The organism is Sphingomonas sp. EU05-FHT14C10 (assembly GCF_058790595.1).
Genome location: NZ_JBYTEN010000006.1, coordinates 127,013 through 140,980 on the forward strand (window position 1 = coordinate 127,013; position 13,968 = coordinate 140,980).

Below are 13,968 nucleotides of genomic sequence, written 5' to 3' on the forward strand. Positions count from 1 at the left end.
TGGGTAACGCGCGCCGGCAACTGTTGCTGCCGGCCATCCGGAATCGCCGAACCTGCCGATAGTAGCGCGACAAATATTCTTTCGACAACGGGCGCTTGCCAAGCGACGACTGGTCGCCGAAGATTCCGAGCAATGAGAAAAGATGTCGATCATCTGCCGGCGGTACAGCAGGGCGAACTGGAACGTGTCCAGGGCGTGCTGATGGAGGAGTTCGCCGAGGCGATCGGCAAGGCGACGACGCCCAGCCGCAGGAACGGCAAGATCCTCAAGATCATCCTGTTCGGCTCCTATGCCCGCGACGATTGGGTCGATGAGCCCGCCAACGGCTACCAATCTGATTTCGACCTGCTTGTGGTGGTCAACCACGAAGACCTGACCGACATCGCGCATTACTGGTACGTCGCCGAGGACCGCATTCTTCGCGATGCCGAGATCGCCCGGCCGGTCAACATCATCGTCCACTCGCTCGACGAGGTGAACCAGTCGCTCAAGCGCGGCGAGTATTTCTGGGTCGACATCGCCCGCGACGGCATCATCCTCTACGAGCTGCCCTGCCACCCGCTCACCACACCGATGCCGCTAACGGCAGCCGACGCCAGTGAGATGGCGAACGGCTACTTTAGGGAGTGGCTCACCAAGGTGGATGACGCGATCGAGATCGCCGAATTCTGCATCCAAAGAGATAAGCGAAAAGACGCCGCGTTCACGCTCCACCAGGCAGTTGAGCGCGCGTACATCTGCTTCCTGCTGGCGCGCACGCTCTATTTCCCGCGCTCGCACAATATCAAGTTCCTGCGCTCGCTTGCCGAGGACAACGAGCCGAGACTGATCGACGCCTGGCCGCGCGATCGGCGGATCGACCGCCGCCGTTTCCAGTTGCTCAAGCGCGCTTACGTCGAGGCGCGCTATTCGACCGCCTATGAGATCACCGTTGAGGATCTGAATGCAATCCTCGCGTGCGTGACCACGTTGCGCGGGATCGTCGAGCAGGTCTCGCTGGAACGGTTGGAGCAGCTTCGCCATGCGGCGGCGGAAGAGCGCACCGGTGATTAGGCTGCCCATCCGGCCGGTGAAGATCAGCCAGAATACCTACTGCTGGCGGACCGCCGACACTATCCGAGCGTTCGATGGTGGCCAGATCAGGACTTCCGAATATTGCGATCATGCGCTGCCTACCGGCACCATCGATTGACCGATATTGCGATTCAAAGCACGTTCGTCTGCGACGGGGGCTGAGACATCATGATCGACGAACGATTGTTCGATCTCAATATCGAGAAGATTCTCGAAGCATGGGAGGACGCGCACGCGGTACGCGAGTTGATCGCCAACGCGCTGGATGAGCAGGTGTTGAGCGACACGGCAGATGTCGACATTTTCAAGCGCACCGACGGCGCCTGGGTCATTCACGATCATGGTCGTGGGCTGCGCTATGAGCATTTCACGCAGAACGAGAGCGGCGAGAAGCTCGCCAATCCCGGCCGGGTGATCGGCAAGTTCGGTGTCGGGCTCAAAGATGCGCTTGCGACGCTCCACCGCAACGGCGTCGAAGTGCAGATCGACTCTGCGCACGGTTCGATCGCCTTGGCCGAAACAGGCAAGCACGGGTTCGACGATGTGGTAACCCTGCACGCAGTGGTGAAGCCTGCGGACGACGCGCAGCGCGCCGGGACCACCGTAGTGCTCGCCGGTCTGAGCGATGCGCAGATGGCGAAGGCCAAAGCGTTCTTCCTGCGTTTTTCGGATGAAGCGGTGCTGGAGGACACCAGGTTCGGGCAGATCCTCGCGCGAAAGGATGGGCATCCGGCACGCGTTTATGTGGCCGGGCTGCTCGTCGCCGAGGAGGAGAATTTCGCGTTTTCGTACAATATCACCTCATTGACCGAAGCGATGCGCAAGGCGCTCAACCGCGAGCGCACCAATGTCGGGAGGACCGCCTATACCGACCGGGTGAAGCAGATGCTGCTGCAGGCGTCGGGCACCGAAGTGGCGGCCGTGCTCGCGCGTCAGTTGGTCGCGCTGCAATCGGGCGCGGGAAGCGACGAAGCGCGATGGAAGGAAATCGCGGTTCATGCCTGCCGTATTCTCAATGCAAGCGGGCGCTACCTGTTCGTGACCGCTGATCAGCTGATCCATAACGCGTCCGCGGTCGATCACGCGCGTGGTGACGGCATGGAGATCATAACCGTTCCCGACGTCATCCAGGCGGAGGTGGCGGGCCTGCGCGACCTATCGGGCGCGCCGATCCGCGACCTCGGCCAATATCAGGCCGAATGGAACGACAGCTTTACGTTCGACTGGGTGGAGCCCGAAGCGCTGACCCCGGGCGAGCACGCGATCTTTCGCCACACGGACGCGATCGCCGAGATCGCCGGCGGACTGCCCGCACACGTCGCGAGCGTCCGGATCAGCCGAACGATGCGCGCGGATTTCGTGACAGGGGCGGATGCCGTGGGGCTCTGGGACCCTCAGAGCAGCAGCATCGTGGTGCGACGCGATCAGCTCGCGACGTTGCCGGCGTTTGCGGGCACGCTGCTCCATGAGATCGCGCATGCGAAGACGGGCTTCGATGATGTCACTCGCGATTTCGAAAATACGCTGACCGAGCTGATGGGCGCCGCGGCGGCGCAAGCGGTGGAGGCAGCGGCCGCACCGCCGAACGTGTCCCTGCTAGGGCGACTGCTCCGGCGCTGAACCTGCAGGGAACGGCCGTTCCTATTCGCCAAGACCATCTTGACTTACGCCCCGCCAATGCGCGAACCTGGCGCTGGCCGTCTCGCCGGACCTGCCACGGGGTTAAAGCGGACACTCATACTCGCAAACGATCGACCTTCACTTTTCAGGTCGGCGCGTAATCCGTGGACGTCGACCGCAGGTGAAGGAACGATCCATGGCGGCCATTCCGCTCAGCGATATCGGCGTTCGTGACGTCAAGCGCGCCCTTCAGACGCGTTTCCCCAAGGACAAGTCATCGCATCTTTCCGAAGCGCTGGCCTCGGCGCTCGGGTACAGCACCAACATCTCGCTGGTGGCGGCGATGAAGGACATCGACCCCGACGATCCGGACTATGCGCTATTGGACGAAAGCGCATTCCTGACGCGTCTGCACGCGGTGAGCGGGCGCAAGATGGGCGTAAGCGACCGATCGTTGATTTTCGACAATATCCGCTATGCGGAGGGCCATCGTGTCGTGCGCACGCGGTCGGTGGGCTACAATCGGACAAAATACCATAAGAGCGTGCGCCTACGGGCGTGGCGGAACATGCTGGTGGCCGGCATAAACGCAGGCATCGACCAGCGGCTGTTCACCATTCGCGCGGGCGACAATCGCTGGCCGGGCAAGGAACCGGACCGATATGGCCGCCGCGATCCCTATGTGTTCGCATTCGACATAGAGGGCATTCCCGCGATCGCCTCGGTGCATGATGCCGGATATGATGAACTGTCAGTGCATGTGGCGCTATGGCCGGCGCCGGAAGGAACGCGCTGGGTGGGCGCGGCCTATGCCGGGTTCCTGGCGGGCGACGCCTATGCGTCGGGCTGGCTGGAGCGCCGCGACGGCGCCTGGCTGCAAGTTTCCTCGCAGGGGCTGAAGGACAGCTTCAGCTGTCGACGCGCGCGCCTCGCCACAGTGGCGTCGCTCGAGGTGCGGCCGGTGGGCTATGCCGATCGCGGCAGTTTCAAGCTGTGATGCGGCGTATGGTCGACCGATGCGCGCGGACAGGAGGCGGCGATGAACGACAATGACAATCCCCCGCCGGTCGAGACGGTTGCGATGTCGGCAGAACTGGCGGCGCTATTGCACCGTCAGCGCGAGATCGACATCGCGGATGCCGGTCCGAAGCTGCCGGTCGCCGGGTTCGTCTATCGCGGAGTTCAGCTCGAAAGCCGCTGGTCGGTGGCGGCGGAGCTCGACGAGATGCGGGCGATCGTCGATGCCCTGCCGGACCTAGTCCGGGCGCGCGTGAGCATGGTCTGGTGCGATTCGAACGCGCAGGCCTGCTACACCGTGACGACCCGTCCGGGTCGCTGGGCCGAGGGGATCGAGCTCGACGTGCTTGCTGCTGTAAAGGCCGCGACGTGCGGTTTCAACGGTTTGTCGGTCGAGGGTGACGGGCACGACTTCTTCTACGGCGCCGAATGGCCCGACGACGACTATGACTATGGTGCCGTGTGATCGCACAGCGGGCATGCCGGCGCGCCAGATGACCGGCGTCGCCAAGGAGAAAATCCAGGCATTCGAGGCGCGGCTCGACGCCGAGTTGGTGCGGCGCGCGACAAACGGCTTCGATGCCAATGAAGCGCTGCTGCTTGCCTGCAACATGGCCGAAACCGCAGCAACCAACTATCCGGACGGCGGGCTGGAAAGCGCGCTCAATGACGGGATCGACAGCTTCTCGGCGCATCTGGTGAGCGGCCGGCTGGGTACCGAACCGGAGGTCGAACCGATGGCGATCGATCTGATGTTCGGCGCGCATTATCACCACCTGCGCGAGCTGCTCTACTACAGCTATAATGCCCCCGGTTCCGTCGCCTGGTCGTTCGGCGAAAACCATGTCGAGATCAGGTATCGCGATCGGACGCTGCCACGGCAGTTCTTCACCGTATGGAACGAGCATATATTGCTGTCGCAGCGCGTCTTCGACGGTTTCGACGTGCCCGACGAACTCAAACGCCTATTGAAGGACCAGCCGGAATTCGAAGTCGGCGAAGCGCATCAAGCGGCTGACGCGCTGCTCCAGGCGCATGCCGACCGCAAGCTGTCTGCCTATTTCTCGATCCTGGAGCCCGATGCCGACATCGACCTTGGCGGCTATAGCTACCGCGATTTCCACGCGGTGTATCGCGTGCTGATGATGAAGGCGCTCTATCATCGTTACCAGGCGGCGGTGAACGGCAATGTCGGGTGCGTCTTCATGGATGAGGGCGAATTGCGCGGCAACTTGGTGCAAGAAACAGGCGTCGCAGACGATGCGGTCGCGGCAATCCTCCAGGATCTGGTGTTCGACCAGGCCGCTGTCGCCGGCAGGGTCGATTCCACGTATTTTTCGCTGATGCGCGAGGGGGCGTCGCCGTATCGGATCATGATGCGCCCCTGTCACTTTTCCAAATCGGAAGGGCTGGTGCAGCTGCTCCGCGTCGTCGCGCAGCGGCGGCCGCAAGCGTTTCTTTCGAATGTGAGCAACGCGCTTGGTGCGCAATTCGTCAGGCGGGTGAAGTCTGCATTCGAAGCCCAGGGTTTTCAGTGCCGCTCGGACGTGTCGCTACGCGCGATCGATCCCGCGCTTCCCGATATCGATCTGCTGGTCATCGCCGAGGAGCCCACTCTGGGGTTCGTGATGCTCGTCTGCGAAGTGAAAAGCCCGATACCGCCGCGCTGGGCGAAGGACCAGTTGCGCGCGCTTGCGCCCGACAATGTCTCCAAGGCATTCCGGCAGACCAAGGCGATCGCCGAATTTCTGGCGAAACCCGAAGGGATCGAGTTCATCCGTTCAGTCCTTCCCGAGGGAGGGCTCGAGCATTTCGAGGGATTCGTGACCGTGCTCGAGCAGCTGGTGATCACGTCTGACAATGCCGGGATGTTCTTCGGGAAAGAAACGACGCCGATCCTCAATTTCCGCACGCTCGAACGGCTGCTCGAGCGGTCGGATGGCGACATTCTGCACATCCGGACGTGCGTCGCGCGTTATAATGAAGGAGCGGATGTCTGCGCGACCACGACGATGGCCGAGGTAGAGGTCGACGGCCTGCGGGTGACCTATGAGGGGTTCACGCCCGAACGACTGATGGAATTCCCACAGGCGACGTGGCGCAGCGACCCGGAACGCGCCAAGATGGTCGAGGAGTTCGTGGCGGGCGGGCATCATCCATTCGACTGCCTGGTCGGTGTCGAGGGCGTGCGCGTAGCAGCGCACAAGCCGGTTGGGACTGCTACAGGCCCTGCGGCCAAGCCCAGCTGAAATATCGCGAATAGACGTCGGCGAGATTGGTCGGCGCCGAATGCGAGCTGACGGCGCTCGAATACCAATGGGTGGTGGTTGAAATCGCGGCCGGGAAAGTACAAGCGACATAGGGATTGAATGGGTCGAACGGCGGCGCCACCTGCCGATAGTCAGTGTTGATCGTCTTCAGCCAGCTCAGACAGACCGCGTTCGCCCCGGCTGCGCGCAAATAGGCGCGCCCGGCCTCGAAGCTGTTTCCCTCCGTGCAGATATCGTCGACGAGCAGCACCGTCTTGCCGCCCTTGGTTGGCGGCGAGACATAGGTTTTGCCCCCGACACCGCGCGTGGGCGCCGGATTGAGACGGATCGTGTTCAGCTGGTTGTCGAGGCCGACGCTTCCGCCCGAGGCGCGTGCCGTCTGCGATTTCACCGCCTTGCTGTGCCGGACAATCAGATCTGGCAGATAACTCTTGCGAAGCGATTTTCCGAGAATGTCGAGCGCGTTCGCGATCACCGTGGGGTTCGACGCGGGTGAATGTCCGGGATAGGCGGCGATATAGTCGATCTCGTCGACGATGCCGGAGAAATAGACCCGGGCGGCGAGAAGGCGGCCCCAGAAATTGGCGTCCCCGAGGCCGTGCTTGGACGTCGCCTTCGCGTTCTCGGAATATGCATGCGCCTGCGCGTATTTGGCCGACAAGGTCGTGAACGGCGCGAGCGCATAGACGCGCAACGGGCCTTGTTCGAGCGCCCAGAACCAGCTGTCCAACCCCAGGCACAGGCAATCAACGAAGCGAGCAACGTCGAGCGGAGAGTCGAACTGGAAGCCGTAGGGACTGGCGATGCCGTGCCACATCACGTTGACGAACAGCAGCCGGCCGTTGGCGGCGGTCTTCATGTCGTCGGTGGTGTTGCCGACGTAGAGGACCTCGCGCGCGGTCCAACCCTTGGCCGCGAGGATGTGAGCGGTCGCGTCGGCCCGGGGCTTGAACGGCATGCCTTCGCGCCCGGCGATAAAATAGCTGACCGGTCCGAGATGCTCCTCGAGCAGGGCACGGAATGGGCGCTCGGGTCCCTCTGACGACACCGTCCAGTCGTGATTGCTGATGAAGACCGGCTCGACGCCGCGCCCCTTGAGATAGCGCAGCAGCTTGATCGTCTCGCCGAACAGGCCGCCATCGATCGTGCCCTGCTTCACAAGCACGTCGTGCAACGAGAAGATGGCCCCCTTGAGCATGTCAGGGTTCGCCGAATAGCGAGAGCTGCCCCGCAGGCGCAGTCGAAGGGGGGCCAGCCGCATCGCGAACGAAGGCGTCGAAAGCGGTCTGGTCGCGGGGCAGCGTGAAAAGGGCGCCGCCCGGGTATCCGAGGCCGGGTTCCAGCATGACGCGATCCTCGGGCCATTCGGGCAGGCGCAGACAGGCGATCGGCCGTCCGAGCGCGGTCGCGAACCGCACCGTGTGCGCGGTGCCGCTGCGACGATTCCATTCCACGGGTATGAGCATGCGACCCAACGCGGCCTGGAGGCGATTGCGCTGGACGAAATTCTCGGCGCTGTATGAAACCTGGGGAAGATATTCGGTGACGATCGAGCCTCCCGCCGCCAGGATCCGATCTCGGAGCAACGCTGATCCCTTGGGATATTCGTCGAGAATTCCCGTGCCGAGCACTGCGATGGTGGGGACATCGGCGCGTAGAGAATGCTCGTGCGCCAGCTGATCGATCCCGGCGGCGAGCCCGCTCACGGTCGGCAATCTCCAATCCGCTAAGCACTCGCCGACGTAGCGTGCGAGAAACAAGCCATCGGCGCTGGGCTTGCGCGTACCGACGATCGCCAAAGACGGATCGGCCAGACGGTCGATCGATCCTTGCACGAACAACCAGTGCGGTGGTCGTTCGAGTTTGAGCAGTTGGGGCGGGAAGCGCGGATCATCACTGAACAGCAAGGTAACGCCCAGCCGTTCGAGCAGGCCGGCGAGTTCGTCGCCGCGTGAGAGCGCGTGGTTGCGCACGGCCGACCAGCGCCTGGCGGGCGGCGCTGCGCCGGGATCGTCGTCGGTCGGCCCCTGATCGAGCGCATCCGCGAAGGCGCGACCGGAACCGGCTAGCGCAAAAAGCGTCTTCTGGCCGATGCCCCGAACGGTCGCCAGCGCCAGAAAGGCGCGCGTCTCGTCAGGGTTTCCGCTCCGGGATCGGCGGTCCTTGCGCGTAGCCCACGCGGCAGCGGGATGCGCGCCGTGCGAATCGCTGACCCGCTGTGGATCGAAGTGGACAGTGTCGTTCACTTCCACAGGATAGCGCATCCGAAGATCATTGCCGCGTCCCGATCGTGAAAATCCCACCTCATAGATCATCGAAGTCCAGCGGGTCGTCGGGGAAAACCCGGCGCGCCACGAACAATCCGATGATCGGAACGCCAGGGAAGCGCTGCGACAAAGCCGTGTGCATGGCGCGATAATGCGTGCCCGCGGTGAGGACGTCGTCAACGATGCCAATTGCCTGAGGAGCGGGCTTCGTCGCGGCTTCGTCGATTGAGTAGAGATCGAGCAGTTCCTCGACCGTGACGCGGTCGCCTTGGCCAACCTCGTGCGACGCATTTGTCGATTGTCCCTGGATCACCAGATTCCGCACGTCCGGTGCGGGCTGCCGCATCAGGCGGCAAATCCGCACGATCCGGTCGTCATGATCAGGATGACCGGCGGCCTTGGAACCGGGAACCGGCACCAGCGTCGCGTTGGCCAGCCAATTGGGATTGAGAGCGCCGGCGAGCGCCCGGGCACAGCTTGCGATCGCCCGGCCCTTATAGTGGTAATGCGCCTGGCCGGCCTGGCTTGGTTTCTTTTTGAGGTTGCTGATCAGGTTGTTGGTAGCGCTGAACGAATAATCGCGATGCGACGTGTATTCGTACAGATAATAGCAGGTATCGTCCGCCGTGAGGTGAAAGTGATCGCCACGGTTGCTGTCATCGATCAGTGAAAGCCGGATGCCGTCAACCAAGCGCGCTCCAGATATCTTCGGGCGTCCTGACGCGGATTGCGCCTTCGGCCTCATAGCGGGAGGGCCAAGTTATATCCGAGCGCTGGAAGCAAGAGTCGAGAATAAAGAGCTTGCGCCCTTGATGGAGCGCCGCGCGCGCCTGCGTGAGCGTGCCGGATGTATCGCCTGCCTCGACGATGATCGTGCCCTCGGTCAGCGCGCTCATGGTCTTGTTGCGCTCCGGAAAGAAGAGCCGATTCTGCGGCGGCGCCTGCTTAGCGTAGCGCAGAACGGGAACTTGCGAAATCACCAGGTGCTGCTGGGCGATCGTCTCCTGCAGCTCGAGATTCTCCTTGGGATAGCAGACGCCCAATGGCGTGCCGACGACCGCGATGGTACGCCCTCCCCGCGCGATGGCAGCCGCATGTGCCGCGCAATCGACGCCTTTGGCCAGGCCGGACACGACAGTGAAACCGCGGTCGACGAGCTCGCGCGCCAGACGTGCCGCGCGCCGGATGCCGTCCTCGGACGCCTCGCGGCTTCCGACCACTGCGACGCAACGACTCTCGGTGATTTCCCAGGCGCCGCGATAGTAGAGAAGTTCGACCGGATGGCGGGCATCGCGCAGTTTCTGGGGATAGTCGCCGGCGTGGTGGATGCGCACCCCGAACTGATGGACGTTCGCCTGTTTGAGTCGCTTCATCACGTCGGCGGCACATTGATCGGCGATCGCGGGGCTGACGAAATCGGAGGGAAGCGCACTGGGATCGGCCGCGAATCGCTCGGCGAGCGTTTTGAAGGTGGCGCCCTTTTCCAGCCACAGCGCCTCATAGGCACCGAGTTCACGACGTGGGGAAATCGGCGATAAAGCTGGGCCGGCATCGCTCAACGCGAGCTGCATGGTCATGCCGTCCAGGCTCTTGTCATCAGTGCTTGCGCCATGAGGGCGCCTCCTTCCCCGCGTCGCCCGCCCGGGCGCTTGATGGTGTGAAGCGAAGGCCGTGTCATGGCAAGAGAAACGTCCGAGCCCGACCGCCGTGTCCATTGGCACGACCTTCCCGATAACCGGTCCAGCGCAATATGTTCCTTATTTGTTCCCACGTCAATCGATGCGGGTGCACGCCGTGTCGCGGGAGCGATAGTCGTTGGACCGGCGGCCGCGCGGTGGCTAGCATGATAGAATGGCCGATGATCGTGACGAAGAGCGCCGCCGCCGCGACGAAGACGCCGAGGAAGAGCGGCGATATTGGGAGCAGATCGAGGACGATGAGGCTGCCGAGCGCGAACGCGAGGCCGAGGCGAAACGGCGCGCGCTCGAGAAAATGGAGAACTGGTTCTTCGAGCAGTTCGAAGATCCGCAGAACGAAACGCCACGAGACAGCGAGAATCAGAGCTATTTCTATCCCTGGGGCGGCCCCTTCGATGCCGGGGACGTGCTGCGCGACCAGTTCGGCTATGAATATGACGCCAAGTGGATCGACGAGGCAATCGAGCTGATCGAAAAGGACGGCACGACGGAATGGGCGCCGACGTCGAGCGGCGACTATTACGAGCATCCCGAGCCCGAGGGCGAAACGATCGACCGCGATGGCGAGACCGCGCGGATCAGCGCGCAGGTGTTGCGGCGGCTCGATGCGCTGGAGACGGTGTTGGCGGCGCTGCCGACAGCGCCCGCGAATATCGGCCACAATGCCCCTCCCGAGACGATTGGACTACCGCCTTACAGCGACGAAGACGCAGCCGAGATGCGCGCCGCGATCGAGGAAACGCGCTCGGAGATCGAACGCGAAGCGCCAGATCCCACGCGGCTCGCGACCTTGGCGCGCCGATTTGGAAGCTGGAGCGCCAAGCTGGGCTCCTGGCTCGCAAAGAAGGGAGATCTGGCGGTCGACGAGCTGATCAAGAACTCGATCAAGGCGCTTACATGGACGACCGCGATCGGGCTGCTTGGCGAAGTGGCGCATGGTCTGCTGGAACTTGCGCGTCACCTGCTGGCGCGGTTCTAGCCTTCGGAAAGCCGCTCGGCGTCCGTGTCGCAGAGGCGTGCGAAAGCCGGAAAGCCAGCGCAGACCTCACGATAGAGTGGAAGCACGAGCAGAAGCGACGTCGCGAGTCCCTCGATCAACAGCCATGCCCGGCGATCGTGATTTTCGCCCGCCGGGCCGAACGTCGCTTCGAGCCGCACGATGTCCAGCTTGGCGAAGGAGGAGGCCGTACCGGCGTCGTTCGGATGGGCGAACTCGCTCAACTGGTCATAGATCGCTCGGAAGTCGGGCAACGATTTCGTCATCCGGTCGAGAGCGGTGAGGATGTTGGGCGATGCCGGCCGGTCGTCGCGCACGCGCGATCCCATCAGCATCTTCATCAACGCTTCGTCGAGGGCGTCGATCGCGTCGCCACGATAATCGGAAACGAGCCGATGAAGCTCCCACAAGGCGGCCACCGTTTCGATCGTACCGCGCGCCAACAGGATGCCGGCGACATGGTCGCCTTCGTCATATGCCCGAAGCGTGGCGCGGCCGAGCTCCTCGATCCGCCAGAGCAGGCTGTCGCGATAGAATGCTGCCTTGAACGGCAGCTTGGACAGTCGCGAGAGGTCGCGTGCACGCAACTGGGCGGGCCTCGCCAGCGCGATCGCTTCCAGTGCGGCGCCCGCCGACGCGCGGCTGCCCGCATGGTCCCACTCAGGCATGGCCGGTCGTCTCCTCCCGAAAGGTTCGAACGAGCCGGGCGGCCTCGTCCCTGGTGAAATGAAGCCGCAATGCGTGCGAACTCGAGACTGCCAGTCGCGGTTTTTCCACCGCGGCCGCGAGGAGCTTCGGCTGCGCGATCGCGTGCGTGCTCGCCTGATCGAACAGGCGGTGGCGATCGATATGTTCGCGGTAGACTGCGATTTCCTCCTCAAGCCATCTGCCCATGATTTCGGGGCGCATGAGCTGCCAGTCGAGGTCGAAGGCGCCACTCAACAATCCTGTTGAATCGAGATCTTCCATTAGCGCCTCTGGGCAGGCAACGACCTGGACGGCCTGCCAGATCAGCTGATGGAGCTTCGCGATCCCGACCGTCACGTTGACGTTGGATGCGTCGGGTCGCTGCTGGACCTCGTGATAATAGATCCCGGCACCGATGGCGCCATGGGCGAAGTCGGGTATCTCATCGCGGGCCACCTGCATCAGCTCCGGGCAGGAGACGCACCAGATTCCGCTCACGGCAGGTCCCTGATCCTCTGTGAACAACGTGTCCACGTTGAGGAGTGTCGCCCGACCCGCGGTTTGCAAGGCCTCGAGCTTGCGGCGGTTCGCGGCGGTCAGCCTGGCGCCATTCTCGTCGACGACCAATATATAATGACAGTCGGTCAGTCCCTCGGCATCGAACGCGTCGATGATCTCCGCGATGGCGCGGCCTGACACGACAGTATCGAGAAACACGAAGCGGCCGGACCGCACATGGTCTTCCAGCGCCGCCTTGAACCCCACCCGGCAAACGCGGTCGCGCACATAACAGAAGAATCGATAGTGGGGATCGGCGAGGTCACCGCGCACGATCGCAGCCAGCACCTTGGTCCAGAAAGCCCTGACGTCGCCGCTCGCGATTCCGTCCATTTCGCCGCAGGAATCCGCCGTGAAGGGCAAGTAGAGCGAAGACCCCAGCGGTCCTTCCAGATGACGGCGCATTCCATCCTCGAACGGCGTGCCCCGGATCGCTGGTTTAACGACCGCGTGGAAATAGGACAGCGCGCCACGCTCAATCGGCGCGGCGCCGCGGCTCGGAATGATCGTGTGGTGATAGCCGTCCGCGCCGAGCTGCGTGCAAGCGCGCGCAACGGAAATACAGGCCCGCGCGTATGAAAGAAGCGTTTGAACGGTGATCTTGTCGGCAAGCGCCATCGCGTATCGGTTACTCGCCAAGCATCGTCGGCAGCGCAAGACGCGCTCCGCTCCTTATCCTCACATAAGGTCGACGTGCGGTCGCGCGAGAGCCAAATGCGGGTGGCAGCTAGCCAAGCCGACGAGGGCCGCCCCCATTTCTTGGAATTGTCCCCGAGTCGCGTGCCCACGATTCTCTGTCGATGCGGGGCGCGGTCATCGTAGCACGTCCCGGCCGGGGAAGGTCGATGATCGAGGTCCATCTGCTGCGCTACGTCCTCGCAGCCGCCGATAGCGGTAGCTTCAGCCGCGCCGCCGAGCAATTCGGAATCAAGCAATCGACGCTGAGCAAGCGCGTGCAGCACCTCGAGCTGCGCCTCGGCCTTCCGCTCTTTCGCCGCTCGACGCGCGGCGTCGTGCCGACCGACCCCGGCGAACGCTTTCTCAGCAAAGCCCGCCGGATCATCCACGACATCGACGCGCTGCACCGCGAATCCCGCGCGCTCGCCAAGGGAGAGGCCGGCACGCTGCGGCTGGGATTCCACGGCTCGCTGGCGGCGGGCGACCTGGCGGCGGCGCTCAATTCCTTTCGCGCCACCTGGCCCGACGTGGACATCGAAGCGCGCGAATGCGGGCGGTCGGCGCTGCTCGACGCGCTCGACCGGGGCCAGCTCGACCTCGCAATCTGCACCGGCCAATCCTCGCGGCCGATGATCGCGTCCTTGTCCTTCTGGCGCGAGCTGGTGCTGATCGGGCTGGCGCCCGGGCATCCGTTTGCCGAGCGCGAGCCGCTCTACTGGACCGATCTCAGGCATTGCAGCTTCACCGTCACCGCCGCCGATCCAGGTCCCGATCTGGCCGATCTGATCGTCGCGCGCCTTTCGGGCCCGGGACACCGGCCGCCGATCGCCGTGCAGGATGTCGGCCGCGACAATATCCTGTCGTTTGCCGGCGGAGACCGCGTCACGGTGTCGACCGGCATTGCGCCTGCGGCATTCCGCAACGGGGAAGCCCTGCTACGCGAGGTGCATGACGCCTTTGGTCCGACGATGCTCGACCAGGGCGTTCACTGGCGCCACGACAACGACAATCCGATCGTCCGCCGCTTCCTACAATTGCTCGCCGATCGTTATGGCCGTCCGCTGCCGCGCTGACGGCGTGACAGAGACTAAGGGAGCGATAAT

14 protein-coding genes are annotated in these 13,968 nt (G+C 63.5%); 8 read left to right on the forward strand and 6 right to left on the reverse strand.

Going from position 1 to position 13,968, the window contains the following annotated elements; genetic code table 11:
• Positions 1-132: 132 nt before the first annotated feature.
• The 6 genes from AC3WT0_RS08630 to AC3WT0_RS08655 all read left to right on the forward strand — a co-directional run bounded on the left by AC3WT0_RS08630 (position 133) and on the right by AC3WT0_RS08655 (position 5,960).
• On the forward strand, positions 133-1,053 hold the full coding sequence (locus tag AC3WT0_RS08630; protein ID WP_492753104.1) for a HEPN domain-containing protein: 921 nt from the start codon (positions 133-135) through the stop codon (positions 1,051-1,053).
• The gene (locus AC3WT0_RS08635) at positions 1,046-1,192 is read left to right on the forward strand and encodes a hypothetical protein (protein WP_492753105.1); all 147 of its coding nucleotides are present in this window, start codon (positions 1,046-1,048) and stop codon (positions 1,190-1,192) included. Before AC3WT0_RS08630 ends, AC3WT0_RS08635 begins: the two co-directional genes overlap by 8 nt.
• A gap of 50 nt (positions 1,193-1,242) precedes the next feature.
• Positions 1,243-2,694: an ATP-binding protein gene (locus tag AC3WT0_RS08640; RefSeq protein ID WP_492753106.1), complete on the forward strand. Its 1,452-nt coding sequence runs from the start codon at positions 1,243-1,245 to the stop codon at positions 2,692-2,694.
• Between the two features lie 196 nt (positions 2,695-2,890).
• Positions 2,891-3,691 (forward strand): hypothetical protein, encoded by an 801-nt coding sequence (locus AC3WT0_RS08645; protein WP_492753107.1) that lies wholly within the window; start codon positions 2,891-2,893, stop codon positions 3,689-3,691.
• Positions 3,692-3,733: 42 nt separating this feature from the next.
• A complete protein-coding gene (locus AC3WT0_RS08650) occupies positions 3,734-4,177 on the forward strand; it encodes a hypothetical protein (RefSeq protein WP_492753108.1) in 444 nt (147 codons plus the stop codon).
• Between the two features lie 28 nt (positions 4,178-4,205).
• The gene (locus AC3WT0_RS08655; RefSeq protein WP_492753109.1) at positions 4,206-5,960 is read left to right on the forward strand and encodes a hypothetical protein; all 1,755 of its coding nucleotides are present in this window, start codon (positions 4,206-4,208) and stop codon (positions 5,958-5,960) included.
• Here AC3WT0_RS08655 and AC3WT0_RS08660 read toward each other — a convergent pair.
• The 4 genes from AC3WT0_RS08660 to AC3WT0_RS08675 are packed head-to-tail and all read right to left on the reverse strand — an operon-like array spanning position 5,932 to position 9,825.
• Positions 5,932-7,179, reverse strand: coding sequence for a hypothetical protein (locus tag AC3WT0_RS08660; RefSeq protein WP_492753110.1), 1,248 nt, complete (start codon positions 7,177-7,179; stop codon positions 5,932-5,934). The genes AC3WT0_RS08655 and AC3WT0_RS08660 overlap by 29 nt on opposite strands.
• Position 7,180: 1 nt before the next feature.
• Positions 7,181-8,245, reverse strand: coding sequence for a DNA-processing protein DprA (locus tag AC3WT0_RS08665; protein ID WP_492753111.1), 1,065 nt, complete (start codon positions 8,243-8,245; stop codon positions 7,181-7,183).
• Positions 8,246-8,285: 40 nt separating this feature from the next.
• A complete protein-coding gene (locus AC3WT0_RS08670) occupies positions 8,286-8,939 on the reverse strand; it encodes a hypothetical protein (protein ID WP_492753112.1) in 654 nt (217 codons plus the stop codon).
• Entirely contained in the window at positions 8,932-9,825 is an 894-nt protein-coding gene (locus AC3WT0_RS08675; protein ID WP_492753113.1) for a DNA-processing protein DprA, read from the reverse strand. The genes AC3WT0_RS08670 and AC3WT0_RS08675 overlap by 8 nt, the downstream gene beginning before the upstream one ends.
• A 274-nt stretch (positions 9,826-10,099) precedes the next feature.
• Between AC3WT0_RS08675 and AC3WT0_RS08680 the strand changes: the two genes are divergently transcribed.
• A complete protein-coding gene (locus AC3WT0_RS08680) occupies positions 10,100-10,924 on the forward strand; it encodes a hypothetical protein (protein ID WP_492753114.1) in 825 nt (274 codons plus the stop codon).
• Here the strand turns inward: AC3WT0_RS08680 and AC3WT0_RS08685 are convergent.
• On the reverse strand, positions 10,921-11,610 hold the full coding sequence (locus AC3WT0_RS08685) for a hypothetical protein (RefSeq protein ID WP_492753115.1): 690 nt from the start codon (positions 11,608-11,610) through the stop codon (positions 10,921-10,923). The two genes, AC3WT0_RS08680 and AC3WT0_RS08685, sit on opposite strands and share 4 nt — an antisense overlap.
• Positions 11,603-12,805 carry a hypothetical protein gene (locus tag AC3WT0_RS08690; protein WP_492753116.1) on the reverse strand — a complete coding sequence of 401 codons (1,203 nt, stop codon included), beginning with the start codon at positions 12,803-12,805 and terminating at the stop codon, positions 11,603-11,605. The genes AC3WT0_RS08685 and AC3WT0_RS08690 overlap by 8 nt, the downstream gene beginning before the upstream one ends.
• Before the next feature lie 227 nt (positions 12,806-13,032).
• Between AC3WT0_RS08690 and AC3WT0_RS08695 the strand changes: the two genes are divergently transcribed.
• Positions 13,033-13,938 (forward strand): LysR family transcriptional regulator, encoded by a 906-nt coding sequence (locus tag AC3WT0_RS08695; protein ID WP_492753117.1) that lies wholly within the window; start codon positions 13,033-13,035, stop codon positions 13,936-13,938.
• Positions 13,939-13,968: the final 30 nt, after the last annotated feature.